Below are 25972 nucleotides of genomic sequence, written 5' to 3'. Positions count from 1 at the left end.
AATCTGCGCGAGTCGCTGATCGAATGTGGCCGAAGGCGTGTGGGACCGGGGGATTCGGGGAACTATCCGATCTCCCCCCACGTTTGCGGTACGTGCACAGTGACATCGCGGTGACAGGGTGTGGCGACGGGCGGGGTGCGGCTACCATGACCGGCACAAGGACGGGCGGCGCAAGGGAGTCGTCCCCTGGGGCGGCGCCCGGTGCGTCCCCCGGCTCATCGGGCCGGGTAGACCCCACGCCGGGGCGAGGAGGACGGGGCATGGTGCAGAAGGCCAAGATCCTCCTGGTCGATGACAGGCCGGAGAATCTGCTTGCGCTGGAGGCCATCCTCTCCGCGCTCGATCAGACGCTGGTGCGGGCATCGTCAGGGGAGGAAGCGCTCAAGGCGCTGCTGACGGATGACTTCGCGGTCATTCTGCTGGACGTCCAGATGCCCGGGATGGACGGATTCGAGACCGCCGCGCACATCAAGCGGCGAGAGCGGACCCGGGACATCCCGATCATCTTCCTGACGGCGATCAACCACGGCCCCCACCACACCTTCCGTGGTTACGCGGCGGGCGCGGTGGACTACATCTCCAAGCCGTTCGACCCGTGGGTGCTGCGGGCCAAGGTGTCGGTCTTCGTCGAGCTCTACATGAAGAACTGCCAACTGCGCGAGCAGGCAGCCCTGCTGCGGCTCCAGCTCGAGGGCGGCAACCAGACGGAAGCCGGTGCCGACCGCGAGCCCGCGGGTCTCCTCGCCGAGCTGTCCGCGCGTCTGGCCGCAGTCGAGGAACAGGCCGAGGCGCTCTCCAAGCAGCTCGACGACGATTCGGCGGACGCCGCGGCCGTGGCGACGGCTGCCCACCTCGAGCGCAAACTCACCGGGCTGCGCAGGGCTCTTGACGCCCTGGAGCCCGGCACGGGCGGCGGTTCGCCGACGCTCCCCTCGCAGAGCTAGCCGTTACGTCCCCGCCCGGCGGCCGCTTGAGGGCGCGTCAGTTTCCCGGCACATCAGCAACGACACGAACGGGTGAAGCAGTGGGCACACGTGTCCCTTGCCGTCTTCACCGGTAACCTCACCACCATGGCCTCACGTACGTCCGGCAAGGGTTCCCAGGGCACGGCGGGCACCGCGAAGCCGCGCGCCGGCCGTACGACCGGTGCCGCGAAGAAGACGGTGCCCGTCAAGAAGGCGGCCGCCAAGAAAGCGCCCGCGAAGAAGGCAGTGGCCAAGAAGGCGGCCGCGCCGGCGCCCGCACCGTCCCCCACCGGGGGTGTGTACCGCCTGGTGCGCGCCGTCTGGCTGGGCCTCGCGCACGCCGTCGGGGCGATGTTCCGCGGCATAGGGCGCGGCGCGAAGGGGCTGGACCCGGCACACCGCAAGGACGGTCTGGCGCTGCTGCTGCTGGGCCTTGCACTCATCGTCTCGGCGGGCACCTGGTCGAATCTGCACGGCCCGGTCGGCGACCTCGTGGAAATACTGATCACCGGCGCCTTCGGCCGGCTGGATCTGCTCGCGCCGATACTGCTCGGCGCGATCGCCGTGCGGCTGATCCTCTACCCCGAACGGCCGGAGGCCAACGGCCGTGTCGTCATCGGCCTCTCCGCGCTCGTCATGGGCGTACTCGGCCAGGTCCACATGGCGTGCGGGTCACCCGGCCGCGGTGAGGGCACGGAAGCGATCCAGGACGCCGGCGGCCTGATCGGCTGGGCCGTCTCCAAGCCGCTGATCTTCGCCATGGGAGAGGTACTGGCGGTCCCACTGCTGGTGCTGCTGACCGTCTTCGGTCTCCTCGTCGTCACCGCCACACCCGTCAACGCCGTCCCGCAGCGCCTGCGGCTGCTCGGCTCCAAGCTCGGCATCATCGAGCCGCGGTACGAACCCGGCGCCGTGTCCGAGGACGACGACCAGCGGTACGAGGAGCAGTGGCGCGAGGCGCTCCCCACCTCGCCGCGCCGTTCGCCGCGCCGCGCCACGCCCGCGGACGCCGACCCGGACACCGCGGAGGAGGAGGCCCTCGCCGGGCGCCGCCGGCGGCGCCGGCCCTCGGCCCAGCCGGCCCTCGGCCGGGAGATGGACGCGGTGGACGTCGCCGCGGCCGCGGCGGCCGCCCTGGACGGCGCCGTGCTGAACGGCATGCCGCCCTCCCCTCTCGTCGCCGACCTGACGCGGGACGTCACCGCCGAGCGGCAGCGCGCCGCCTCGCCCGTACCGACCGCACGGGAGCCCGGGACCGCAGCCCCTGAAGGGCGGGACGCGGCGGCGAAGAGCGTCGTGCCCGACCTGACCAAGCCGGTGCGCGAACAGCCCCAGGAACTGCCCCCGAGGGCCGAGCAGCTCCATCTCTCCGGCGACATCACGTACTCGCTGCCGTCGCTCGACCTGCTCGAGCGCGGCGGGCCCGGAAAGACCCGCAGCGCCGCCAACGACGCGGTCGTCGCCTCGCTGACCAATGTGTTCACGGAGTTCAAGGTCGACGCGGCCGTCACCGGCTTCACCCGCGGCCCCACGGTCACCCGTTACGAGGTGGAACTCGGCCCGGCGGTGAAGGTCGAGCGCATCACGGCCCTGACCAAGAACATCGCGTACGCGGTCGCCAGCCCGGACGTGCGGATCATCTCGCCGATCCCCGGCAAGTCCGCCGTCGGCATCGAGATCCCGAACACCGACCGCGAGATGGTCAACCTCGGCGACGTCCTGCGTCTCGCGGACGCCGCCGAGGACGACCATCCGATGCTGGTCGCGCTGGGCAAGGACGTCGAGGGCGGCTATGTGATGGCCAATCTGGCGAAGATGCCGCACGTCCTGGTCGCCGGCGCCACCGGCTCCGGCAAGTCGTCGTGCATCAACTGCCTCATCACCTCCGTGATGATAAGAGCGACTCCGGAGGATGTCCGGATGGTGCTGGTCGACCCCAAGCGGGTCGAGCTCACCGCCTACGAGGGCATCCCGCACCTCATCACGCCGATCATCACCAACCCCAAGCGGGCCGCCGAGGCCCTGCAGTGGGTGGTGCGCGAGATGGACCTGCGCTACGACGACCTGGCCGCGTACGGCTACCGGCACATCGACGACTTCAACCAGGCCGTCCGCAACGGCAAGGTCAAGGCGCCGGAGGGCAGCGAGCGCGAGCTCCAGCCGTACCCGTACCTGCTGGTCATCGTCGACGAGCTGGCGGACCTCATGATGGTCGCGCCGCGTGACGTCGAAGACGCGATCGTGCGCATCACACAGCTGGCGCGCGCGGCGGGCATCCATCTGGTATTGGCGACCCAGCGGCCCTCGGTCGACGTCGTCACCGGCCTCATCAAGGCGAACGTGCCCTCCCGTCTGGCGTTCGCCACGTCGTCCCTGGCCGACAGCCGGGTCATCCTCGACCAGCCGGGAGCGGAGAAACTCATCGGCAAGGGCGACGGACTCTTCCTGCCGATGGGCGCCAACAAGCCCACCCGGATGCAGGGCGCCTTCGTGACGGAGGACGAGGTGGCCGCCGTCGTACGGCACTGCAAGGATCAGATGGCCCCGGTCTTCCGGGACGACGTGGTGGTCGGCACCAAGCAGAAGAAGGAGATCGACGAGGACATCGGCGACGACCTCGATCTGCTCTGCCAGGCCGCCGAGCTGGTCGTTTCCACGCAGTTCGGCTCGACGTCGATGCTGCAGCGCAAGCTGCGCGTGGGTTTCGCCAAGGCCGGCCGGCTGATGGACCTCATGGAGTCGCGGAACATCGTCGGACCGAGCGAGGGGTCCAAGGCCCGTGACGTACTGGTGAAACCTGACGAATTGGATGGAGTGCTCGCCGTGATTCGCGGAGAGACTCACTCGTAAGGGGTCGGGGAGCAACCGTTTCCCTTGGTCGTACGTCAAGTTGGACGGAGGGATGTACAGATGTCCCGACCCCGGGATCACAGGTCCATTCCGATGGCGTACAAAGCCCCACCGCCCGGTTGCCCCACCCTTTCGTACCACCCATAGACTGAACCTCCAGCAGGTGGCTACACGCTCGAAAGGCACCCCCGTGTCCATCGGCAACTCCCCCGAAGACGACCGGTTTTCAACCGAGGACGACCGGCCTTCGATCGGCCACGTGCTCCAGCAGGCGCGTGTCGGCGCAGGTCTCACCGTCGACGAGGTCAGTACCTCCACCCGGGTGCGCATCCCCATCGTGCACGCCATCGAGGAGGACGACTTCTCCCGCTGCGGCGGCGACGTGTACGCCCGCGGGCACATCCGCATGGTCGCCCGCGCCGTAGGACTCGATCCCGAACCGCTCGTCGCCCAGTACGACGACGAGCACGGCGGCCGTCCCGCGCCCACCCCCGCCGCCCCGCTGTTCGAGGCCGAGCGCATCCGTCCCGAGCGCCGCCGCCCCAACTGGACGGCGGCCATGGTCGCCGCGATCGTCGCCGTGGTCGGCTTCGCCGGCTTCACGCTCTTCAGCGACGGCGAGAACGGCGGCACCAAGGTCGCGGAAGGCCCCGCGGACACCGCGCCCACCCCGACCGAGGCCCCGGAGACCAAGCCCTCCGACCCGAAGCCCGACCCGTCGGAGAGCGCCATCGCGGCCGTCCCGAAGGACAAGGTCACGGTGAAGCTGTCCGCCACCACGGACAAGAGCTGGATCTCCGCCAAGTCGCACAACGGCAAGCTGCTCTTCGACGGACTGCTGCTCAAGGGCGAGACCAAGACCTTCCAGGACGACGAGCGGGTCGACCTGATCCTCGGCAACGCCGGCGCGATCGAGCTGTTCGTGAACGGCAAGAAGGTCGAGGACGAGTTCAAGATGGGCGGCGTCGAACGGCTCTCCTACACGAAGGGTGACCCGGAGGTCGGCTGACCCCTGCGACGGCGTACGGACGGCCCCGACCCTCCCGGCCGGGGTCCGGGCCGGGACAAAGTAGTCTTGAGTCCATGCCCGAACGCCGTACCGTCGCCCTTGTCACTCTCGGATGCGCCCGTAACGAGGTGGACTCGGAGGAGCTTGCAGGCCGCTTGGCAGCGGACGGCTGGGAGCTCGTCGAGGACGCCTCCGACGCCGACGTCGCCGTGGTCAACACCTGCGGATTCGTCGAAGCCGCCAAGAAGGACTCCGTCGACGCCCTGCTGGAAGCCAATGACCTGAAGGATCACGGCAGAACGCAGGCCGTCGTGGCCGTGGGCTGCATGGCAGAGCGGTACGGCAAGGACCTCGCCGAAGCACTGCCCGAGGCGGACGGTGTGCTCGGCTTCGACGACTACGCCGACATCTCCGACCGCCTGCAGACCATCCTCAGCGGGGGTGTGCACGCCGCGCACACCCCGCGCGACCGGCGGAAACTACTGCCGCTGAGCCCCGTCGAGCGGCAGGACGCCACCGGTGTGGCCCTGCCCGGCCACGGCGACGCCGCGCCGGTCCCCGAGGACCTGCCGGAAGGCGTCGCCCCGGTTTCCGGGCCGCGTGCGCCGCTGCGCCGCCGGCTCGGCAGCAGCCCGGTGGCCTCGGTGAAGCTCGCCTCGGGTTGCGACCGGCGCTGCACGTTCTGTGCCATCCCGTCCTTCCGCGGCTCGTTCGTCTCGCGCCGCCCGAGCGACGTGCTGGGGGAGACGCGCTGGCTGGCCGAGCAGGGCGTCAAGGAGATCATGCTGGTTTCCGAGAACAACACCTCGTACGGCAAGGACCTCGGCGACATCCGCCTGCTGGAGAGCCTGCTGCCCGACCTGGCGGCCGTCGACGGCATCGAGCGGGTGCGGGTCAGTTATCTGCAGCCCGCCGAGATGCGCCCCGGCCTGATCGACGTCCTCACCTCCACTCCGAAGGTCGCCCCCTACTTCGACCTGTCCTTCCAGCACTCCGCGCCCGGCGTGCTGCGGGCGATGCGGCGCTTCGGCGACACCGAGCGGTTCCTCGAGCTGCTGGAGACCATCCGGAGCAAGGCTCCGCAGGCGGGTGTGCGCTCCAATTTCATCGTCGGATTCCCCGGCGAGAGCGAGGCGGATTTCGCGGAGCTCGAACGCTTCCTCACGGCGGCGCGTCTGGATGCCGTCGGAGTCTTCGGGTACAGCGACGAAGAGGGCACCGAGGCCGTCACCTACGAGAACAAACTGGACGCCGACGTCGTCGCGGAGCGTCTCGAGCATCTGTCGCGGATCGCCGACGAGCTCACCGCGCAGCGTGCGGAGGAGCGCCTGGGTGAGCGCCTCGAGGTGCTGGTGGAGTCCGTGGACGGCGAGGACGGAGCAGTCGGACGGGCCGCCCACCAGGCGCCGGAGACCGACGGACAGGTCGTGTTCACCTCCGGCGAGGGCCTGGAGCCCGGCCGTATGGTCGTGGCCAAGGTCGTGGGGACCGAGGGCGTCGACCTGGTGGCCGAGTACTGCGAGGTCCTGGGGGCCGGCGCCCGTACCTCTGGCGAGGAGGCGAGCAGATGACCGGAGTGCCGGCATCCGCGGCGGGCGGGACCGGACGGCCCGCGCCCGGCGGCAAGCTGGGCGCTGCGGCCGTGAATCAGGCCAGCCTGTGGAACATCGCCAACCTCCTGACCATGCTGCGGCTGGTGCTGGTGCCGGCGTTCGTGGTGCTGCTGCTGCAGGACGGCGGCTACGACCCGGCCTGGCGGGCGTGGGCGTGGGCGGCTTTCGCCGTCGCCATGATCACGGACATCTTCGACGGGCACCTGGCCCGCACGTACAACCTGGTCACCGACTTCGGGAAGATCGCGGATCCGATCGCCGACAAGGCGATCATGGCGGCGGGGCTGATCAGTCTTTCCGCGCTGGGCGACCTGCCGTGGTGGGTGACGGGCGTCATCCTCTTCCGTGAGCTGGGCATCACGCTCATGCGGTTCTGGGTGATCAGGCACGGGGTGATCCCGGCCAGTCGCGGTGGCAAGATGAAGACTCTCGCCCAGGGCACCGCGGTCGGCATGTACGTTCTCGCGCTGACGGGGCCGCTGGCGACTCTGCGGTTCTGGGTGATGGCTCTCGCCGTGGTCCTGACCGTGGTCACGGGCCTCGACTATGTGCGGCAGGCGATCGTGCTGAGACGCAAGGGGCTCGAGTCGGAGCGGACGGCGGAGGGTTTTCCGAGGTGACCGGGGCGGTGAGGGTGCTGACCCTGCTTGCGGAGCGTGGCCAGACACTGGCCGTCGCGGAATCCCTCACGGGCGGTCTGGTGGCCGCGGAGCTCACATCGGTACCGGGTGCCTCGAAGTCGTTCCGCGGGTCCGTCACGGCTTACGCCGCCACCCTCAAGAGGGATGTTCTGGGCGTCGACGGGGCCCTCCTGGCGGCGCGCGGAGCGGTGGACCCACAGGTCGCCGCGCAGATGGCGGCGGGGGTACGGGACGTGATGGGCGCGGACTGGGGAGTCGCCACCACGGGGGTGGCCGGCCCCGAACCGCAGGACGGACAGGCCGTCGGGACGGTATATGTGGCTGTCGCAGGTCCCGCGGGCACCGGGAAAGTGGCCGCGTTGAGGTTGAACGGCGACCGCGGGGAAATCCGTAGAGAGAGCGTACGGAGCGTGCTCGACCTGCTCCGTGACGAACTGCACGGGAACGCGCGCGCACAGGATACGGAACAGAACGGGGGGAATTGATGTTTGCAGCCCTGAGTGAACACGACATCGCTCCCCGCACGGCCGCGGCGCAAGGCGGTACGGTGGGGCGTGAAGGATGCGGCTACGCGGTCCGAGGAGGGAGCCACCGATGATTCTGCTCCGTCGCCTGCTTGGTGACGTGCTGCGTCGGCAGCGCCAGCGCCAGGGCCGTACTCTGCGCGAAGTCTCCTCGTCCGCCCGAGTTTCGCTCGGCTATCTATCCGAGGTGGAGCGGGGGCAGAAGGAGGCATCCTCCGAGCTGCTCTCCGCCATCTGCGACGCGCTTGACGTACGGATGTCCGAGCTCATGCGTGAAGTGAGCGACGAACTGTCGCTGGCCGAACTGGCCGAGTCGGCAGCAGCCGCCGAACCGGTGCCCGCACCGGTACGCCCGATGCTGGGCTCCGTCTCCGTGACGTCGGTGGCAGGTGTGCCGACGGAGCGGGTGACGATCAAGGCGCCCGCGGAAGCGGTCGACGTCGTCGCCGCCTGATCCGCAGGCTCTGCGCACACGGCTTGGTTTGCCACGGACCCCGGCTGGTACTCGAGTACCAGCCGGGGTCTTTTGCTTGCACTTCTGTCCCCGGATGACCCTTTTCGGTAGTTGTGTAATCGTGGGCGGTAGCCGCGAACCGAGTGGAGGACCTGCATGTCTGTCGTGAAGAGCACGCTGTCCGAGGCCGACCTCAAGACCGTCGGGGAAGCGCTCAAGGGCGCTCTGGTCGATCTGGTGGACCTCGCTCTGGTGTCCAAGCAAGTGCACTGGAACGTGGTCGGCCCCCGCTTCAGGTCCGTACACCTCCAGCTCGACGAGGTCGTCGACACGGCGCGGCAGCACTCCGACACGGTCGCCGAGCGCTGCTCCGCGATCGGTGTGACCCCTGACGGGCGAGCCGCGACGGTGGCGGCACAGAGCGCGTTCGGATCGGTGCCCGAGGGCTGGATCAAGGACGTCGACGTCGTACGGACGATGGTCGACGGTCTGGAGGCGGTCGTCGGCCGGATGCGGGAACGCATCGAGGTGACCGATCAGCCCGATCCGGTGAGCCAGGACATCCTGATCCAGCTCACCGCCGACCTCGAGAAGCACGCCTGGATGTTCCAGGCGGAGAGCGCATGACGCCGAGCGCGCAAGCGGAGTCCGCGCGCGCCGGATCGCCCAACCGTGCGCTCTCCCAGCGGCCTGTCCCGTCGCATTAGCGTGGGCCGGAGGAGGCAGCCATGGCGGTACGCGGGGCGGCCCTCGTGCCCGTTGTCCTTTTCGGGCTCGTGGTGGGCGGATTGTGGTGGTGGGCCGTGCTTCGGCTCGTCCTCGTCCCCGAGCACTCGGGCGTCGTCGAGGGCGCGGTGGCCGCGGGAGGCTGGGGTCTCAGCCTGCTTCCGGTGCACGCGACGGCCTCCCGCCCTTCTACCAGGGCATCACGACGCCCCCGTTCGGACGGAATATCTGACCCGTCGTGAACGCCGAGGCGTCACTGGCCAGATGGAGCACGGTGTGGGCGATGTCGCCGGGTTCGCCGACGCGGCGCAGCGGGGACGCCCGCACCACGGCGGCCTCCGCCCGCTGCTGCAGGCCGGCGTCGTGGCGGTCGGTCATCGGGGTGCGGACCCAGCCCGGGGCGACGGCGTTCACACGGATCCCGTGGGGGCCGAGTTCGGTCGCCAGTGTCCGGGTGAGCTGGACCACGGCCGCCTTCGACGCGCTGTAGCAGAGCAGTCCGGCATTGGCCGCGTCGACGGCGCCGGACGCCATGGTGACGATCGATCCGCCGCCCGCTTCGATCATGGCGCGGGCCGCCTCCTGGCAGGCGTACAGCACTCCTTTGAAGTTGACGGTCATGATTCGGTCGAGGTCCTCGTCCCGCGTCTCGAGGACCCGGCTGGTGTGCATGGTGCCGGCGACGGCGGCCATCACGTCGAGCCGGTCCGCGGTGAGGACCGCGGCGGCGAGGGCGGCCCGGTCGGTGACGTCCAGGGTGTGGATGACGGCCTTGCCGCCGGCCGTCTCGATCAGGGCCCGGGTCCCGTGCAGGCCGCTCGCGTTCACGTCGGCGCAGTGGACCACGGCACCGGCCTCGGCCAGCAGTGCGGCGCAGGCGCGGCCGATGCCGCCGGCCGCGCCGGTGACGAAGGCGGTGCGCCCGCTGAGGTCGTACGCCGAGGGGGTCATGGACGGACCGTACGACCGACCTGACGGAGCGTCAAGAAGTGTGTGTCAGGGGCAGCGCGGTCAGCCGGTGGGGCCGGACTGACAGTGCGGGCACCAGTAGGTCGGGCGCTCACGGCTGCCGTCGCCCTGGTCCGCCCTGCGTACGGGGCTGCCGCAGCGGGGGCACGGACGGCCCTCGCGGCCGTAGACGTACAGTTTCTGGGCCGGATCGAGTCCGCTGGTCATGGTGCGCCGGTCGAAACGCCGCTTGTTGGCTTCGAGCAGGCGATGTGCCGTGGCCATCAGCCGCTCGGGGACGCCGGCCGGCAGGTCGCCGACCGGCAGCCAGGGCGTGACGCGGGCGAGGAAGGCCAGCTCGGATTTGTAGACATTGCCGATGCCGGCGAGGTTGCGCTGGTCGAGGAGCGCTTCACCGAGCGCGCGGGCCGGATCGGCGAGCAGGTTCGCCGCCGCTCTGGCGGGGTCCCAGTCGGGGCCGAGCAGATCCGGTCCCAGATGACCTACCGCCTGGTTCTCGTCGGCGGTGCGGAGCAGTTCGACGACGGGCAGACGGTAGCCGACGGCGGTGTGCGCGGCGTTGCCGAGGACCGCGCGGATCTGATGGGCCGGTCCGCCGTCCCAGCGCGCACCGGCCTCGTACACCCGCCACGAGCCGTCCATCCTCAGGTGCGAGTGCAGCGTCAGGGCGCCCTCGAACCGGGTGAGCAGGTGCTTGCCGCGCGGCGTCACGTCCAGGACGGTGCGGCCGGTCAGGTCCGCCGTGGCGAAGCGGGGGACACGAAGGTCGAAGCGGGTCAGGACCCGGCCGGCCAGCGCCGCGTGCAGACGGTGGGCGGTCAGCCAGACGGTGTCTCCTTCGGGCATGGCATCCATGATGCCGCGGCGGCGGGGTGACGCGACGGCGACGGCGGGCGGTGACGCGATGGCGGTGATGCGGGGGACGGCGACGGTTGGGGCCGGCATGGGCGCGGATGGCGCCCGCGGTGGCGCGGTGCCGGTCAAGGGCGCAGGCGCAGCCCCCTCGGCGTGGCGTGGAAACCGGCCGTCTCCAGGGCGCGGGCGAACGGTGCCGTCAGGGCCGGGGCGCCGTTGGCCCGCTCCACCGTGACCGTACCGAGCGAGCCTTCGCGGGCGGCCGCGGCGAGGGCGCCGGCCGCCGCGTGCAGTGCGGGGGAGTCGGGGTCGGCGGCCCATGTCAGCAGGGTCTTCCCGCCGCGCTCCAGGTACAGCGTCAGCTCCCCGTCGACGAGGACCACCAGGGAGCCCGCCTTGCGGCCGGGTTTGTGTCCGGCACCCTCCGGCGGCTCCGGCCAGGGCAGCGCGGCCCCGTAGGCGTTGGCCGGGTCGGCGGCGGCCAGCACCACCGCGACGGGCGCCGCCCGCCCTTCCGAACGGTCTCGCGCCGTGGACGCCGCCCGCAGGCGGTCGACCGCGCCGTCCATCGCGAACTGCGCCGCCCCCAGCCCTTCGACGACATACCCTCGGCGAGCCTGGCCGCTGTCCTCGAAGGCCGAGAGGATGCGGTACGTCGCGGAGAAGCCTCCCTCGACGCCCTCCGCCGCCACCGCGCCCCGCGTCACCACACCGTGCCGGTCCAGCAGGGTCCGGGCCAGCGCGTGCGCCCGGTGGGTCGGCTCCGGTTCACGGGCGGGCAGCAGCGACCAGCGGCCGCTCACCGTGGGAGGGCCCGTACGCGACGCGGGACGGCCTGCTGCCGTGAGGCCGCCGTACCGGCCGCGCGGCACGGTGCGCCTGGCGCGATGGGCGGTGGACCCCGCCGTACGGCCGGAACCGAGCAGAGCCCGCAGCGGCGCCAGGGTGTCGTTGGTGAGCCGGCCGGACCAGGCCAGATCCCAGACGGCGTCGGCGAGCTGCGGATCGGTGACGTCCGGGTGCGTGGTCGCCCGCACCTGGTCGGCGATCTGGCGGAAGAACAGGCCGTAGCCGCCGGAAAGCACGGTGAGCACCGATTCGTGCAGCGCCGTCAGCTCCAGTGGGTGCGGTGGCGGCAGCAGTAGGGGCGCGGCATCGGCCAGGTAGAGGGAGACCCAGCCGTCCTTGCCGGGAAGTGCGCCGGCACCGGCCCACACCACCTCGCCGGTCGTGGTCAGTTCGTCGAGGAGGCTGCTGCTGTAGTGGGCGACGCGGGAGGGCAGGACGAGTTTCTCGAGGGCCGACGCCGGCACCGAGGCGCCCTGAAGCTGCTCGACGGCGCGCGCCAGGCCGTCGATGCCCCGCAGACTGTTGCTGCCCAGGTGCTGCCACTCGGGCAGGAACGAGGCGAGCGCGGCGGGCGCCACGGGCTCCAGCTCGTGGCGGAGCGCGGCCAGGGAACGTCTGCGCAGGCGGCGCAGCACGCCCGCGTCGCACCACTCCTGGCCGACGCCCGCCGGATGGAACTCGCCCTGCACGACCCGGCCGCTCGCGGCGAGACGCTGCAGGCCGCCGTCGGTGACCGCCGTGCCGAGTCCGAAGCGGGCGGCGGCCTGGGCGGAGGTGAACGGCCCGCGTGTCCGTGCGAAGCGGGCGAGGAGGTCGCCGAACGGGTCCTTCACGGGCTCGGTGAACGCCTCCGGGACGCCCACGGGCAGCGCCGTGCCCAGTGCGTCGCGCAGCCGCCCCGCGTCCTCGACCGCCGCCCAGTGGTCGGCGCCCGCGAGGCGCACACGGATCGCGCGGCGGGACGCGGCGAGCTCCTCGGGCCAGGCCGGATCACCGCCCCGCTCGACAAGCTCGGCGTCCGTCAGCGGACCCAGTACGCGCAGCAGGTCGGCCACGCCCTCGACGTCCTTGATCCGCCGCTCGTCGGTCAGCCACTGCAGCTCGCGCTCCAGCTCGGTGAGTACCTCCGCGTCCAGCAGCTCCCTCAGCTCCGCCTGGCCGAGCAGCTCGGACAGCAGGCGGGAGTCCAGGGAGAGGGCGGCCGCCCGCCGCTCGGCGAGGGGGGAGTCACCCTCGTAGAGGAACTGGGCGACGTACCCGAAAAGCAGTGAGCGGGCGAAGGGGGACGGCTCCGGGGTGGTGACCTCGACCAGGCGGACACGGCGCGACTCGATGTCCCCCATCAGCTCGGTGAGGCCGGGGACGTCGAAGACGTCCTGGAGGCATTCGCGGACCGCTTCCAGGACGATCGGGAACGAGCCGAACTCGCTCGCGACCTGCAGCAGTTGCGCAGCCCGCTGCCGCTGCTGCCACAGCGGTGTCCGCTTGCCGGGACTGCGGCGCGGCAGCAGCAGCGCGCGGGCGGCGCACTCACGGAACCGGGAGGCGAACAGGGCGGAGCCACCCACCTGGTCGGTCACGACCTGATTGATCTCGCCCTTGTCGAAGACGGTGTCCGCGGCGCCCACGGGAGCCTGCTCGCCGTCGAACGGCGCATCGAGCCGGACCGGGTCCTGGTCGAGCAGGTCGAGACCCATCAGGTCGGCGTCGGGCAGCCGCAGCACGATGCCGTCGTCGGCGTGCATCACCTGGGCGTCCATGCCGTACCGCTCGGCGAGACGGGCGCCCAGCGCCAGCGCCCACGGCGCGTGCACCTGGGCGCCGAACGGGGAGTGGATCACGACCCGCCAGTCGCCCAGCTCGTCGCGGAAGCGCTCCACCAGGATCGTGCGGTCGTCGGGCACATGGCCACAGGCCCGGCGCTGCTCGTCCAGATAGGCCAGCACATTGTCCGCCGCCCAGGCGTCCAGACCGGCGGCCAGCAGACGCAGCCGGCCGTCCTCGGCCGACAGCCCGCCGACCTCGCGCAGGAAGGCACCGACGGCGCGACCGAGCTCCAAGGGGCGGCCCAGCTGGTCGCCCTTCCAGAAGGGGAGCCGCCCTGGCACGCCGGGGGCCGGGGACACGAGCACCCGGTCGCGGGTGATGTCCTCGATCCGCCACGAGGTGGTGCCGAGGGTGAACACATCGCCGACCCGTGACTCGTAGACCATCTCCTCGTCGAGCTCCCCGACCCGACCGCCGCCCTTCCTGGGGTCGGCTCCGGCGAGGAAGACGCCGAAGAGGCCGCGGTCCGGGATGGTGCCGCCGGAGGTGACGGCGAGACGCTGCGCCCCCGGCCGGCCCGTGACCGTGCCCGCCACCCGGTCCCACACCACACGGGGACGCAGCTCCGCGAACGCGTCCGAGGGATAACGGCCGGCAAGCATGTCCAGTACGGCGGTGAAGGCCGACTCGGGCAGCGAGGCGAACGGCGCGGCCCGGCGCACCAGCGTCAGCAGGTCGTCGTACTGCCGGCTGTCCAGGGCGACCGTCGCGACCAGCTGCTGGGCGAGTACGTCCAGCGGGTTCGACGGGATGCGCAGCGACTCGATGGAGCCCGTACGCATCCGCTCGGTGACCACTGCCGCCTGCACCAGGTCGCCCCGGTACTTGGGAAAGACGACGCCCGTGGAGACCGCGCCCACCTGATGGCCCGCGCGGCCCACCCGCTGCAGGCCGGAGGCGACGGACGGCGGAGACTCGACCTGCACGACCAGGTCCACCGCGCCCATGTCGATGCCCAGCTCCAGGCTGGAGGTGGCGACGACCGCGGGCAGCCGGCCCGCCTTCAGATCCTCCTCGACGAGAGCCCGCTGCTCCTTGGAGACCGAGCCGTGGTGCGCGCGGGCGAGCAGCGGCGGGGCACCCTGCGCCGCGCCGGACTGCGCCATGATCTCCGCCGGTGGCGCCTTCTCCGGCATGGAGGCGCCGGTGGCCCGCTCGTACGCGATCTCGTTGAGGCGGTTGCACAGCCGCTCGGCGAGGCGGCGCGAGTTGGCGAAGACGATCGTGGAGCGGTGCGCCTGGACGAGATCGGCGATGCGTTCCTCGACATGCGGCCAGATCGACGGCTTCTCGGCGACCTCGCCGCCGGTGTCGGAGGCCGGAGAGCCTCCGAGCTCGCCCAGATCCTCCACCGGGACGACCACGGAGAGGTCGAACTCCTTGCCCGAAGGCGGCTGGACGATCTCGACCCGGCGCTGCGGCGACAGATAGCGGGCCACCTCGTCCACCGGGCGGACCGTCGCCGACAGGCCGATCCTGCGGGCCGGGCGGGGCAGCAGCTCGTCCAGGCGCTCCAGGGACACGGCGAGGTGGGCGCCTCTCTTGGTGCCCGCGACGGCATGGACCTCGTCGAGGATCACCGTCTCGACGCCCGCCAGCGCGTCTCTGGCGGACGAGGTGAGCATCAGGAACAGGGACTCGGGGGTCGTGATCAGAATGTCCGGCGGCCGGGTGATCATCGAGCGCCGTTCCGCGGCGGGGGTGTCGCCCGAGCGGATGCCGACCCGCACCTCGGGCTCGGGCAGGCCCAGGCGCACCGACTCCTGCCTGATGCCGGTGAGCGGGCTGCGGAGATTGCGCTCCACGTCCACCGCGAGGGCCTTCAGCGGTGACACGTACAGCACACGGCAGCGCTTCTTCGGCTCCGCCGGGGAAGGAACGGATGCCAGGCGGTCCAGAGCGGCCAGGAACGCGGCCAGCGTCTTGCCCGACCCCGTCGGCGCCACCACCAGCACGTCCGAGCCCTCCCCGATGGCCTTCCACGCCCCCTCCTGGGCGGCGGTGGGCGCACTGAAGGCACCCGAGAACCAACCACGGGTGGCGGGGGAGAAGGAATCGAGCGCAGTCCGGGCCATGCCCACCATCGTGCACCCGGGCACTGACATCGGTGGCCGTCCCCGGCATCGCCGATCTTCGGCCTGTTCGGCGTCTGCGGCCTCTGTGGGCTCTTCGGCCTCTTCGGCGGTCCAAGCCTCACCCCCACCCGCCGTCCAACACTTCGGGGTCCGGTCGGCCACCATCCCCTCCCTCGGGCACTGGATCCGCCGAGACGACGACCTCGCCCACGCCCACCGCGCCGCGACTGGCTACGAGCCGCTTGACAAGCGATGGGAGCGTCAACGCGGGGCCGCTGCGTGTCCGGGACGCGGACGCCGCCGTCGTGCACGTGGGGGCGGGAGCAGAATGACCGTATGGAGAAGGACCCGGCGCCGGACACGAAGGGCGAGTGGGCACGGCACTGGCAGTACCCGGGCGTGCCCGGCCTCGACCTGCTGCAGGCGCGCTATGTGCGCCATTCCTTCCCTCGGCACAGCCATGAGGGGTTCGTCTTCGGTGCCGTCTGACGCGGTATCGAGGACGTGCTCCTGCCGGAGGGGACCGTGCGTGCCAGGCCCGGCACCGTCGTCATGATCAACCCGGAAGTGCCGCACTCCGCCAAGGCCGGCGTCCCGGAGGGCTGGGTGTACTCCACGCTCTACCCGTCCACGGAGCTCGTCGCCGGGATCGCGGCGGAGACGACGAGCCTGCGCGGAACGGCCGGTTTCGCCGAGACGATCGTCGAGGACCCGGACACCGCACGGCTCGTGCACGAGGTGCACCGCGCGGCGGAGGCGGGCAACGCCCTCGCCGCCGACAGCGCCCTGCGCATCGCCGTCGCGAGACTGCTGCGGCGTCATGGGCGTTGCCTTCCGGCGCGTACGCCCCTGGCCGCCGGCGCCCGGACCGCGGCGGCCGCGAGGGAACTCCTCGTGGAGCGGATGGCAGAACCGCCGTCCCTCGAGGAACTCGCGCAACAGCTCGGCGTCGGCCCCTTCGCGCTGCTGCGGGCCTTCAAAGGCGCCTACGGTCTGCCGCCGCACACCTGGCTCACGGACGCCCGCGTCCGTCGCGCCCGCCACCTCCTCGACGCCGGCACCACCCCTGCCGAGGCGGCCGTCACGGTCGGGTTCACCGACCAGCCGCATTTGAACCGGCACTTCACCCGGATCGTCGGTGTGCCACCCGGGGCGTACCGGCGAGAGCGCGCAAGAACGTACAAGACCGCAGGCCGGAGCCCTGCGTAACGTCCCTCGCGTGGCAGAACAGACAGCTCGATCAGACTTGGCCGCCGGGGAGGTCCCTCGGGGCGCGGCGCCGTCCGGGACTCTCGCGGCGTCCGTATCCGGACCGATGCCGGAGCGGGGCGACGCGTCCCCGCCCCGGCAGGTGCCCGTGGAGGGGCCGTCCGCGGGCACCTCGGGCGGGCGCGGAGGCGCGTCGGGGACCGCAGAGGGCAGTTCGGCGAGAGGCGGAGAGGGGGAACGGGCTGCCGCGCAGCAGGCCGAGAAACCCGACTCGGCCGTCGTCAGAGACGCACTCGGCGTCGGAACAGCCGTCGGCCTGTCCGGCTTCGCCTTCGGCGTGACCTCGGCCGGGTCCGGTCTGACCCTCCTGCAGACCTGCGCGCTCAGCCTGCTCGTGTTCACCGGGGCGTCGCAGTTCGCGCTCGTCGGAGCGATCGCCGCCGGCGGCAACCCGCTCGCCGCCGCGGCCGGTGCCTTCTTCCTCGGCGTGCGCAACGCCTTCTACGGGCTGAGGCTGTCGCAACTGCTCGCACTGCCCCGCTTCGTACGGCCGTTCGCCGCGCACTGGGTCATCGACGAGACCACCGCAGTCGCCCTCGCGCAGTCCACGCGGCGCAGCGTGCGGATCGGCTTCACGCTGACCGGGCTGACGCTCTACGTGCTGTGGAATCTGACGACGCTCCTCGGGGCGCTCGGCGCCGAGGCCCTCGGCGACACGGACGCCTGGGGGCTGGACGCGGCCGGCCCGGCGGTCTTTCTGGCTCTGCTCGCGCCGATGCTGCGCACGGCCACGGAAAGGGCCGTGGGCGCGCTCGCGGTGCTGCTCGGGCTCGGCTTCCTGCCTGTGCTGCCCGCCGGGGTGCCGGTGCTCGCCGCGGCACTCGCGGCCCCCGCGGTGCTGTGGCTCAAGGGGCGAGCGATCGGTGACGGCGCCGGTGGGACGCCGCGTACGAACAGGAAGGACCGGAACCGGTGAGCATCTGGATCGCGATCGCCGCCACAGCGGTCGGCTGCTACCTCGTCAAGCTGGCCGGGCTGCTGGTCCCGGCCGGGATGCTCGAGCGGCCTCTCGTACGGCAGTTGGCGGCACTGCTGCCGGTCGCCCTGCTGGCCGCGCTGACCGCACAGCAGACTTTCAGCACCGGCCAGTCGCTGGTCCTCGACGCCCGGGCCGCGGGGCTCGCCGCCGCGGCCGTGGCGCTGCTGTCGCGCGCGCCGTTCCTTGTGATCGTGGGGGCCGCCGTGGCCGTGACGGCGGGGGTTCGGGCGCTGGGCGGCTGACCGGCCCGCCCTGCCGGTTCATGACGGGACGGTGCGTCGAGGACCGCCGGCTGTGTCACCCGACGGGACGGCCGTGCGCCCGGAGGGTCCGCAGCGCCTCGATCGTCACGATCGGCCGTGCCTCCAGCGCGGTGCCGGGAGCCCATTCACGCCATGTGAGGGGCCATCCGCCGTCCTGCCGCTGTTCACTCGCGAGGTGCTCCAGGGAACGGGCCATCTCCTCGTCGGTGAACCAGCTGCGGGCCAGAGAGTCGGGCGTGCGGGCGTAGTCGTGTGCGAAGTGGTGTTCGCCCGGTGCGTATCCGGGGGCCACGGGCCCGTCGTCGAGGTGCTCCGGGTCAAGGGAGACGAGCCGCTGGTCGCGCACGATCCGCCCGAGGCGGTCCGCCGCGGTCTGCGCGCGAGCCCGGTCCGGTACGCCGTCGAGGAAGGCGATCGCCGCCTCGATCTCGTACGGGTGCGACGTCTCGATCGTGTCGACGGCGGACCAGCAGAAGTCGGTGGCCCGGAACAGCCATGCGTGCCAGACCTCGTTGCGGTGCAGCAGGCCGACAACCGGGCCCGTGGCGAGCAGCTCGCTCGGCGGGTCGTCGAGGATCGGCAGGAACGGAGCGGCCGGATAGGCCCGCTGGGAGGGGTGCACGGCCGGCAGCGCACCCTCTTTTGTGGACACGTCCGTGAGGTAGCGGCAGATCCGCTCCACCCGCAGGCCGCCGCAGCGGCCGATGGAGTCGAGCACGCGCAGGGCGTGTCCCGTGTGCAGGGGCTGACTGACCGGGCCGCGCAGATCCGGTTCGAGGGCGTGGCCGTAGCCCCCGTCGTCGTTGAGGTAGGCGGTCAGCGCCGTTTCCACCGCGTCGTCGCTGCCGCCGAGGAAGTGGTAGGCGAACCGCCGCTGCTCGAGCACCCGGGCCGTCAGCCAGATGAAGCTCTCGGCGCGCTTCAGCGCTGACGCAGACGCGGAGGGAGGGTCAGAGGTTGCTCCGTTTCCAGCCATGTTCCGACGGTAGAGCGGAAAATGCTCTCGGCAAGGAGGACGGGCAGGGCTGCACTCTCAGGAGCGGGATACTGATGGCATGCGGTTGACGATTTTCTGGCAGCGCATGGCGGACCACTTTGGTGCGGCGTACGCGGACTCCTTCGCGCGGGACCATGTGATGGCCGAGCTGGGCGGCCGTACGATCCACGAGGCACTGGCCGCGGGCTGGGAGGCGAAGAACGTGTGGCGAGCCGTCTGCACGGCCATGGACATCCCCGCGGACAAGCGGTGAGACACCGGGGCGAGTGGTGAGACACCGGAAGGACGGCCCGCCGTCACCGCGGTGAGCCACACTGGGCCGACGGCCGGCCGGGGAGGCCGATCGCGACCGCAGGGGCTCGCCGTGAACGGGGCGAGCATGCTCAGAACGGGCGGGCCCGCTTCGGACAGGCCTGCCTCAGACCCGACCGCCCGGATCCGGCTGCTTCCGGCCGGGCCGCCCGGATCCGGCTGCTTCCGGCCCGACCGCCCCGCGCGACCGCGCAACTCGAGACCCACAGGACGGGAACCGCTGACGACATGACCGCTGACGAGAGGGCCACGCAGGACGTGGTCGCGTCGGACGAGGCCGCAGTGGGGATCCCCGCGCAGGGCACCGCGGCGCCCCATCCGCCGCCGGCCGCGCCGCCTCCCGGTTCGGGCGACGGCGGCGGCATTCCGGCCCGGATGCCGCGCTGGCTGCCGCGCGCCCTGATCCTGGCGCTGGCGCTCTACGCCTGCTTCCAGCTCGGCAGCTGGGCCTTCCACCAGCTCATCGGGCTCCTGCTGAACATCCTGATCGCCTTCTTCCTGGCGCTCGCGATCGAGCCCGCGGTGGGACGGATGGCCGCCCGCGGCATCCGCCGGGGCTTCGCCACCTTCCTGGTCTTCTTCGGAGTGCTCGCCGCCGGTATCGGATTCGTCGTACTGCTCGGTTCGATGCTGGCCGGCCAGATCGTCCAGATGGTCGAGGACTTCCCCGAGTACCTCGACTCGGTCATCCGCTGGATCAACGGCACGTTCCACACGGAGCTCTCCCGCGTGGAGGTCCAGGACAGTCTGCTGCGCTCGGACTGGCTACGGGACTACGTCGAGAACAGTGCGAGCGGGGTGCTGGGCGTGTCCGCCACCGTGCTCGGCGGGCTGTTCAAGCTGCTGACGATCTTCCTGTTCTCGTTCTACTTCGCGGCCGACGGGCCCCGGCTGCGACGCGCGCTGTGTTCCGTGCTGCCCCCGGCCAAGCAGACCGAGGTGCTGCGGGCCTGGGAGATCGCGGTCGACAAGACGGGCGGGTACCTCTACTCGCGCGGGCTGATGGCGCTGATCTCCGGGGTCGCCCACTACATCCTGCTGGAGATCCTCGGAGTGCAGTACGCCCCGGCGCTGGCCGTGTGGGTGGGGATCGTCTCGCAGTTCATCCCGACCATCGGCACCTATCTGGCGGGTGCGCTGCCGATGCTGATCTCGTTCACCGTCGACCCCTGGTACGCGGTGTGGGTGCTGGGCTTCGTCGTGATCTACCAGCAGTTCGAGAACTACGTGCTGCAGCCGAAGCTCACCGCCAGGACGGTGGACATCCACCCGGCGGTGGCCTTCGGCTCGGTCGTCGCGGGTACCGCCCTGCTGGGCGCGGTCGGCGCGCTCATCGCGATCCCGGCGGTCGCGACCCTCCAGGCGTTCCTCGGCGCGTACGTGAAGCGGTACGCCGTCACCGACGATCCCCGGGTCCACGGTCACCGGAGGCGCGGCGGCGGCCGGGCGCTCGCCCGGATGCGCAGCGCGCTCAGGGGCGACCCCGGCCTGCCGTCCACGGCCTCCGGGCCGTCCACGGCCTCCGGGCCGGGCGGAACATCGGCACCGTCTGGAACGTCGGCGTCCGCCGCGCCTGAGAACGGACCCCGGGCCGTGCCCCCGCAGACCGACGCGGGGGCCTGAGCCGGGCGCGTGTCCTGTGCCGTCGAACCTTGATGGTTGCCACCGAACCTTGATGAGGTTCGAAGGTCTGCTGCCTCGTGCCGGGTCACCCCTGGAGGTAGCCCACCAGCAGGTCCGCCAGCTCCTTCGGCCTGCTGAGCGCGACGCAGTGGCCTCCGCCGATCTCGTCGGGCACGATGCCGAGGCGCGCTTGCGCAAGGCCGCGGAAGAACTCGGGCGGGAAGAAGCGGTCGTCCTTGCACACGATGAACTTCGTGGGCACGTCCGGCCATGCTGTCAGCGGCCAGGGCTCGCGGCCGGCCCGGGAGGATTCCTGCTTCTCCCTGCGCATGGATTCCTCGGCGAGGCCGCGGGGAACATCGTGGTAAAAGCTCTCGAAGGGGTCCTCGACGGCGGACAGGCCCGCGGCGTCCCTGGCCCGGTTGCAGCCGGTCGTCTCCCACCAGTCGTCCGGCCGCTCGCCCGGGGCCGGGATCATCCCGGCCAGCAGGACCAGCATGCCGGCGGGGAGACGGTTGGCCACGAGCGGTGCCGTGAAGGCGCCGTAGGAGTGGCCGACGACGACGAGATTCCGCCGCTCGCCGACGGCCTCGACGACGGCATCGGCGTAATCTCCGAGCCCTGCGGAAGGCTGGTCCGACGGCAGGTCCGGGGCGACGGTCTCATGCCCCCGCGAGCGTAGCTCGGCTTCGAGCAGATGCCAGGCCCAGCCGGTGTCGCCGCCGCCGTGAACGAGTACGAAGGTTGCCATTCCGCATGTTTACCCGAAGAGTTGACGCCCTCACCGATGGCGAAGTCGCGACCGGTCTAGTGCACTGCTTGACCATCACCCGCGGACTGCACGTACGCAGTCAGCGCCGCCAACCGCCGAAGCCTGTCGGAAGCCGCTTACGAGGCGGCCACACCGCATCACCTTCACGCTCAAGCTCCGATGGCACACGCTCAGCCTGCCGTGGCACAGGACAGCCCGATCCAGGGGGCGCGGCCGTCCGCGTGGTGCGCTTGACAGTAAAATCGAACATCCATTCTTATGGGGTTCCGGCCCTCGTTGCCACGAGTTATCCACAGGCCGACCGGACGTCGGGGCCCATTGTCAGTGGCAGGGGTTAGCGTCTTTGACGTGAAGCGATCGACACAAGCAAATCGGGTGGAACCCATGGCAGGAACCGACCGCGAGAAGGCGCTCGACGCCGCGCTCGCACAGATTGAACGGCAATTCGGCAAGGGTGCCGTGATGCGGATGGGCGAGCGGCCGAACGAGCCGATCGAGGTCATCCCCACCGGGTCGACCGCCCTCGACGTCGCCCTCGGCGTCGGCGGCCTGCCGCGCGGGCGGGTGGTGGAGGTGTACGGACCGGAGTCCTCCGGTAAGACGACCCTCACCCTGCACGCGGTGGCCAACGCCCAGAAGGCGGGCGGCGCGGTGGCCTTCGTGGACGCGGAGCACGCCCTCGACCCCGAGTACGCGAAGAAGCTGGGCGTCGACATCGACAACCTGATCCTGTCCCAGCCGGACAACGGCGAGCAGGCGCTCGAGATCGTCGACATGCTCGTCCGCTCGGGCGCGCTCGACCTGATCGTCATCGACTCCGTCGCGGCCCTGGTGCCCAAGGCGGAGATCGAGGGCGAGATGGGCGACTCGCACGTCGGTCTGCAGGCGCGGCTGATGAGCCAGGCGCTCCGGAAGATCACCAGCGCGCTCAACCAGTCCAAGACCACCGCGATCTTCATCAACCAGCTCCGCGAGAAGATCGGTGTGATGTTCGGCTCCCCGGAGACCACGACCGGTGGCCGGGCGCTGAAGTTCTACGCCTCCGTGCGGCTGGACATCCGCCGTATCGAGACCCTCAAGGACGGCACGGACGCGGTCGGCAACCGCACCCGCGTCAAGGTCGTCAAGAACAAGGTCGCGCCACCCTTCAAGCAGGCCGAGTTCGACATCCTCTACGGCCACGGCATCAGCCGTGAGGGCGGTCTGATCGACATGGGCGTGGAGCACGGCTTCGTCCGCAAGGCCGGCGCCTGGTACACGTACGAGGGCGACCAGCTCGGCCAGGGCAAGGAGAACGCCCGTAACTTCCTGAAGGACAACCCCGATCTCGCCAACGAGATCGAGAAGAAGATCAAGGAGAAGCTCGGCGTGGGCGTCAGGCCCGAGGCCCCCGCGACGGAGCCCGGTGCGGACGCGGCCGTCGCGGCGCCTGCGGAGGACACGGTGAAGTCGGTGCCGGCGCCTGCCTCCAAGGCGAAGACGGCCAAGACGGCGGCGGCCAAGGGGTAGCACATGGCTGCTCGGCGTACCGAATGGCCGGGTGACAGCCCCGACTCGTCGAGGGCCGAGAAGGAGCTGGCGCCCAGGGATCCGGCGGAGCGGGCGCGGGCCATCTGTCTGCGCCTGCTCACCGGGACCCCGCGTACCCGCAAGCAGCTCGCCGACGCGCTGCACAAGCGGGAGATCCCCTCGGAGGTGGCCGAGGAGATCCTGTCGCGTTTCGAGGACGTGGGACTGATCAATGACGCCGCCTTCGCCGACGCGTGGGTGGAGTCCCGCCATCACGGCCGGGGCCTCGCCCGGCGGGCCCTGGCGCGGGAGCTGCGGACCAAGGGCGTGGACTCCGCACTCATCGACGAGGCCGTGGGGCAGCTGGACTCCGACCAGGAGGAGGTGACCGCACGCGAGCTGGTGGCGCGCAAACTGCGCTCGACCAGGGGCCTCGAGCGGGACCGGCGCCTGCGTCGCCTGGCCGGGATGCTCGCCCGCAAGGGCTACTCGGAGGGCATGGCCCTGCGGGTGGTGAGGCGCGCCCTGGAGGAAGAGGGCGAGGACACGACGGACTTGGACGACGCGGGCTACTAGGGACCGGCCATCCTCGGGCAGGCGCCGCTGCCCGTGTCCGCGACCGGCCGGCCGACGGGCGGACCCATCAGCCGACCCGGCTGGACCCTGACGACTGCCGGTAGCTGCTGTGGCGTGCTCGCCGAGGCCGGGTATGCCCGACTGCGCCGACCCGCTCCGCTCTGCCCCGCGCAGTCGGGCAGAGTCGGCCGACACCACTCGCCGACAGCCGTTGACGACGCGAGCGTTCCGCCGGGCCCGCTGCCGCCGTCGCGGACCTTCCGACGGAGGCGGTATGTTCCCGGTGCCCGGTGCCCGGTGCCCGGTGCCCGGTGCGCGGTGCGCGGTGCGGGTGCCGGTATAGGTGCCGCGGCCTACGGCCTGCCGCTCAGCCACGTATCAGCCGCACATCACGGCCGGGTTCGGCCCACTCGGTTCCGTCAGTCCCGCGAGCGGGCCGGCCGTCGGAGCGAACGGGCAGCCTGAGGCGGTCAGGTCCCGGTGTCCGCAGTACGGTCCGAACCCTCCGGGGACGGCGCTCCTCCTCGGGCGATGTCCGCGGCGGCGTGCAGTTCTGCGGGCCGCACCCCCGCGAAGGCGGCCACCAGATGCCCGTCGGGCCGTACCAGCAGGACGGTGTGCGCGGAGGCGCCCGGGTAGCTCTCCGTCACCAGCAGCTCGGCCCGGACGGGAAGATCGGACACGGTGGTCGCCAGCCTCGGCATGACGCCCGCACCTACCCAATGCCGCCGGTCCCACACCCCGGTGCCCGGCGCCACCAGGACGACGAGCAGCCGCCCCTGCCCCAGCCGGTCCCGCAGCAGGGCCGAGGTGCCGTCGGGCGCCGTGACCCGTACGTCGGCGACCGGCGAGCCCGGTCCGGCGCCGGTGAGGGCAGGCGGGCCGACGGGCGCCGGGGTGAGGGGCGAGTGCGCGTAGACGGGCGGAGCTCCGAGCGCGCCCTGCCCGAGATGCGCGTCGGTGAGCATCGCGTCGTGCCCCCGGGAGGCCCCCGGGAGGTACATGCGCAGACCGCCGCCGCTGCGCAGTATCGGCAGCGACTGGTCGGCGGCGCGCAGCCGGGCGGCGACGGCGGTGCGCCGTTCGGCCTGGTAGCTGTCCAGGAGTGTTTCCGACGCGCCGTGGTGCCATGCCTGTGCCAGCTTCCAGGCCAGGTTGTCCACGTCCCGCAGCCCCTCGTCGAGCCCCTGGGTGCCGACGGCCCCCAGCAGATGGGCCGCGTCACCGGCGAGGAAGGCGCGGTCCACCCGCCAGCGGCGGGCGAGCCGGTGGTGGAGGGTGTGGACGCCGGTGTCGAGCAGTTCGTACGGCGGGACCTCGCCGCACCAGGCGGTCAGCGTGTCCCGGATCCGCGCCACCAACGCCTCGGGCGTGACCAGTTCGCCGCGGGGCGCCAGGAGCCAGTCCAGCCGCCAGACGCCGTCCGGGAGCGGGCGCGCGGTGATCTCGGCCCCGCCCGAGCTCCACGGCGGCTGACGGTGCAGCAACGCTTCGCCGGGCCACGGCAGTTCCGTGCGCAGCGCGGCCACGGCGTGACGTTCCACCGCCGTACGGCCAGGGAAGCGGATGCCGAGGAGCTTGCGGACCGTCGACCTCGCGCCGTCACACCCCACAAGATGACTTCCGCGCCACCAAGTGGCCGAAGGGCCCCTGGTGTGCACGCCGACCCCGCCGGAGTCCTGTTCGAGCGAGTCGAGGCGGCTTTCGGTGACCAGCCGCACGAGCCGGTGCTCCCCGGCGGCCTCGCGCAGCCCGCGGGCGAGACTGTGCTGGGGGATGTGCAGCGGGGCGACGGGGCCTTCCCCTTCGTCGTCGTGGAGGGGTAGCTGCCTCAGGTCCTGCCTGCGCAGCATCGACCGCCAGCCGGTCCACCGGACGCCCTCGTCGTGCACGGTTCCACAGCCGAGCCGCTCCACCAGTGCCGCGGTGTCGGGACGGAGTACGACGGTGCGGGCGGGACGGGGTTCGGGTTTTCCGTTCGTCTCGTCGAGTACGACGGAGGGGACGCCATGGGCTGCGAGGGCGAGGGAGAGCGCGAGTCCGACCGGGCCGGCGCCGACCACGATCACCGGGTCCACGGCGTGACTCCTCGGGCCCGGAGGGTCGTGCGGGAAAGTGCTGTTGGAGCCCGGTGCGCGATCACAGAACGTATGCAACCGACTGCCGGTGCCCGCGTCAAGCGACACCGTGGACGCGGTGAGGGGCGGTGGCCGTACGGCCACCGCCCCTCAGCGGTCGAAAAAAGGGTTTACCCGCAGGTATGGGGGCCCTGCTCGGTGTTGGTGTCAACAGGCTCCCCGACCGGCTCCACCGCG

Annotated in this window: 21 protein-coding genes and 1 pseudogene; 16 read left to right on the top strand and 6 right to left on the bottom strand. The window is 71.5% G+C overall.

What is annotated here, in order from left to right:
* The first annotated feature begins 260 nt into the window (after window positions 1–260).
* From AB0903_RS30870 to AB0903_RS30830, 9 genes are all read left to right on the top strand, one after another.
* On the top strand, window positions 261–944 hold the full coding sequence (locus AB0903_RS30870) for a response regulator (RefSeq protein WP_366708032.1): 684 nt from the start codon (window positions 261–263) through the stop codon (window positions 942–944).
* Window positions 945–1070: 126 nt separating this feature from the next.
* On the top strand, window positions 1071–3815 hold the full coding sequence (locus AB0903_RS30865; RefSeq protein WP_366708031.1) for a DNA translocase FtsK: 2745 nt from the start codon (window positions 1071–1073) through the stop codon (window positions 3813–3815).
* Window positions 3816–4005: 190 nt separating this feature from the next.
* Entirely contained in the window at window positions 4006–4824 is an 819-nt protein-coding gene (locus AB0903_RS30860) for a helix-turn-helix domain-containing protein (RefSeq protein WP_366708037.1), read from the top strand.
* A 74-nt stretch (window positions 4825–4898) separates the two neighbouring features.
* Window positions 4899–6395 (top strand): 30S ribosomal protein S12 methylthiotransferase RimO, encoded by a 1497-nt coding sequence (rimO, locus tag AB0903_RS30855; RefSeq protein WP_366708030.1) that lies wholly within the window; start codon window positions 4899–4901, stop codon window positions 6393–6395.
* Window positions 6392–7057 carry a CDP-diacylglycerol--glycerol-3-phosphate 3-phosphatidyltransferase gene (gene pgsA / locus AB0903_RS30850; RefSeq protein ID WP_366708029.1) on the top strand — a complete coding sequence of 222 codons (666 nt, stop codon included), beginning with the start codon at window positions 6392–6394 and terminating at the stop codon, window positions 7055–7057. The genes rimO and pgsA overlap by 4 nt, the downstream gene beginning before the upstream one ends.
* Complete coding sequence (locus AB0903_RS30845) at window positions 7054–7563, top strand: CinA family protein (protein WP_366708028.1); 510 nt, start codon at window positions 7054–7056, stop codon at window positions 7561–7563. Before pgsA ends, AB0903_RS30845 begins: the two co-directional genes overlap by 4 nt.
* Before the next feature lie 109 nt (window positions 7564–7672).
* Window positions 7673–8056, top strand: coding sequence for a helix-turn-helix transcriptional regulator (locus AB0903_RS30840; RefSeq protein ID WP_366708027.1), 384 nt, complete (start codon window positions 7673–7675; stop codon window positions 8054–8056).
* Between the two features lie 156 nt (window positions 8057–8212).
* The gene (locus AB0903_RS30835; protein ID WP_366708026.1) at window positions 8213–8683 is read left to right on the top strand and encodes a DNA starvation/stationary phase protection protein; all 471 of its coding nucleotides are present in this window, start codon (window positions 8213–8215) and stop codon (window positions 8681–8683) included.
* A gap of 101 nt (window positions 8684–8784) precedes the next feature.
* Complete coding sequence (locus AB0903_RS30830) at window positions 8785–9024, top strand: hypothetical protein (protein WP_366708025.1); 240 nt, start codon at window positions 8785–8787, stop codon at window positions 9022–9024.
* Here AB0903_RS30830 and AB0903_RS30825 read toward each other — a convergent pair.
* From AB0903_RS30825 to AB0903_RS30815, 3 genes are all read right to left on the bottom strand, one after another.
* Complete coding sequence (locus AB0903_RS30825; protein ID WP_366708024.1) at window positions 8972–9733, bottom strand: SDR family NAD(P)-dependent oxidoreductase; 762 nt, start codon at window positions 9731–9733, stop codon at window positions 8972–8974. The genes AB0903_RS30830 and AB0903_RS30825 overlap by 53 nt on opposite strands.
* Before the next feature lie 60 nt (window positions 9734–9793).
* Window positions 9794–10597 (bottom strand): DNA-formamidopyrimidine glycosylase family protein, encoded by an 804-nt coding sequence (locus AB0903_RS30820; RefSeq protein ID WP_366708036.1) that lies wholly within the window; start codon window positions 10595–10597, stop codon window positions 9794–9796.
* A 134-nt stretch (window positions 10598–10731) separates the two neighbouring features.
* The gene (locus AB0903_RS30815; protein WP_366708023.1) at window positions 10732–15357 is read right to left on the bottom strand and encodes an ATP-dependent helicase; all 4626 of its coding nucleotides are present in this window, start codon (window positions 15355–15357) and stop codon (window positions 10732–10734) included.
* 336 nt (window positions 15358–15693) lie between these two features.
* Here AB0903_RS30815 and AB0903_RS30810 point away from each other — a divergent pair.
* From AB0903_RS30810 to AB0903_RS30800, 3 genes and pseudogenes are all read left to right on the top strand, one after another.
* Window positions 15694–16566: pseudogene (locus AB0903_RS30810) on the top strand (AraC family transcriptional regulator).
* A gap of 148 nt (window positions 16567–16714) precedes the next feature.
* Window positions 16715–17542 carry an AzlC family ABC transporter permease gene (locus AB0903_RS30805; RefSeq protein ID WP_366708022.1) on the top strand — a complete coding sequence of 276 codons (828 nt, stop codon included), beginning with the start codon at window positions 16715–16717 and terminating at the stop codon, window positions 17540–17542.
* Complete coding sequence (locus tag AB0903_RS30800) at window positions 17539–17847, top strand: AzlD domain-containing protein (RefSeq protein WP_366708021.1); 309 nt, start codon at window positions 17539–17541, stop codon at window positions 17845–17847. The genes AB0903_RS30805 and AB0903_RS30800 overlap by 4 nt, the downstream gene beginning before the upstream one ends.
* A 55-nt stretch (window positions 17848–17902) precedes the next feature.
* Here the strand turns inward: AB0903_RS30800 and AB0903_RS30795 are convergent, their stop codons facing one another.
* Complete coding sequence (locus tag AB0903_RS30795; RefSeq protein WP_366708020.1) at window positions 17903–18844, bottom strand: hypothetical protein; 942 nt, start codon at window positions 18842–18844, stop codon at window positions 17903–17905.
* A 79-nt stretch (window positions 18845–18923) separates the two neighbouring features.
* On the opposite strand from AB0903_RS30795, the gene AB0903_RS30790 reads away from it, so the two are divergent.
* Window positions 18924–19118 (top strand): DUF3046 domain-containing protein, encoded by a 195-nt coding sequence (locus AB0903_RS30790; RefSeq protein WP_366708019.1) that lies wholly within the window; start codon window positions 18924–18926, stop codon window positions 19116–19118.
* Window positions 19119–19552: 434 nt separating this feature from the next.
* The gene (locus AB0903_RS30785) at window positions 19553–20800 is read left to right on the top strand and encodes an AI-2E family transporter (RefSeq protein WP_366708035.1); all 1248 of its coding nucleotides are present in this window, start codon (window positions 19553–19555) and stop codon (window positions 20798–20800) included.
* 85 nt (window positions 20801–20885) lie between these two features.
* Here AB0903_RS30785 and AB0903_RS30780 read toward each other — a convergent pair whose 3' ends face one another.
* The gene (locus tag AB0903_RS30780; protein WP_366708018.1) at window positions 20886–21551 is read right to left on the bottom strand and encodes an alpha/beta hydrolase; all 666 of its coding nucleotides are present in this window, start codon (window positions 21549–21551) and stop codon (window positions 20886–20888) included.
* A gap of 405 nt (window positions 21552–21956) precedes the next feature.
* Here AB0903_RS30780 and recA point away from each other — a divergent pair, with 405 nt between their 5' ends.
* Both recA and recX read left to right on the top strand, forming a co-directional pair.
* Window positions 21957–23081: a recombinase RecA gene (gene recA, locus AB0903_RS30775; protein WP_366708017.1), complete on the top strand. Its 1125-nt coding sequence runs from the start codon at window positions 21957–21959 to the stop codon at window positions 23079–23081.
* Between the two features lie 3 nt (window positions 23082–23084).
* Window positions 23085–23657 carry a recombination regulator RecX gene (recX, locus tag AB0903_RS30770; RefSeq protein WP_366708016.1) on the top strand — a complete coding sequence of 191 codons (573 nt, stop codon included), beginning with the start codon at window positions 23085–23087 and terminating at the stop codon, window positions 23655–23657.
* A gap of 470 nt (window positions 23658–24127) precedes the next feature.
* Here the strand turns inward: recX and AB0903_RS30765 are convergent, their stop codons facing one another.
* Complete coding sequence (locus AB0903_RS30765) at window positions 24128–25735, bottom strand: FAD-dependent monooxygenase (RefSeq protein ID WP_366708015.1); 1608 nt, start codon at window positions 25733–25735, stop codon at window positions 24128–24130.
* Window positions 25736–25972: the final 237 nt, after the last annotated feature.

It is taken from the genome of Streptomyces sp. NPDC048389 (assembly GCF_040706335.1).
In the GTDB taxonomy this organism is placed as follows: domain Bacteria; phylum Actinomycetota; class Actinomycetes; order Streptomycetales; family Streptomycetaceae; genus Streptomyces.
The sequence above is the reverse complement of the archived record's forward strand: the minus strand, read 5'-3'. Positions and strand labels throughout refer to the sequence as shown.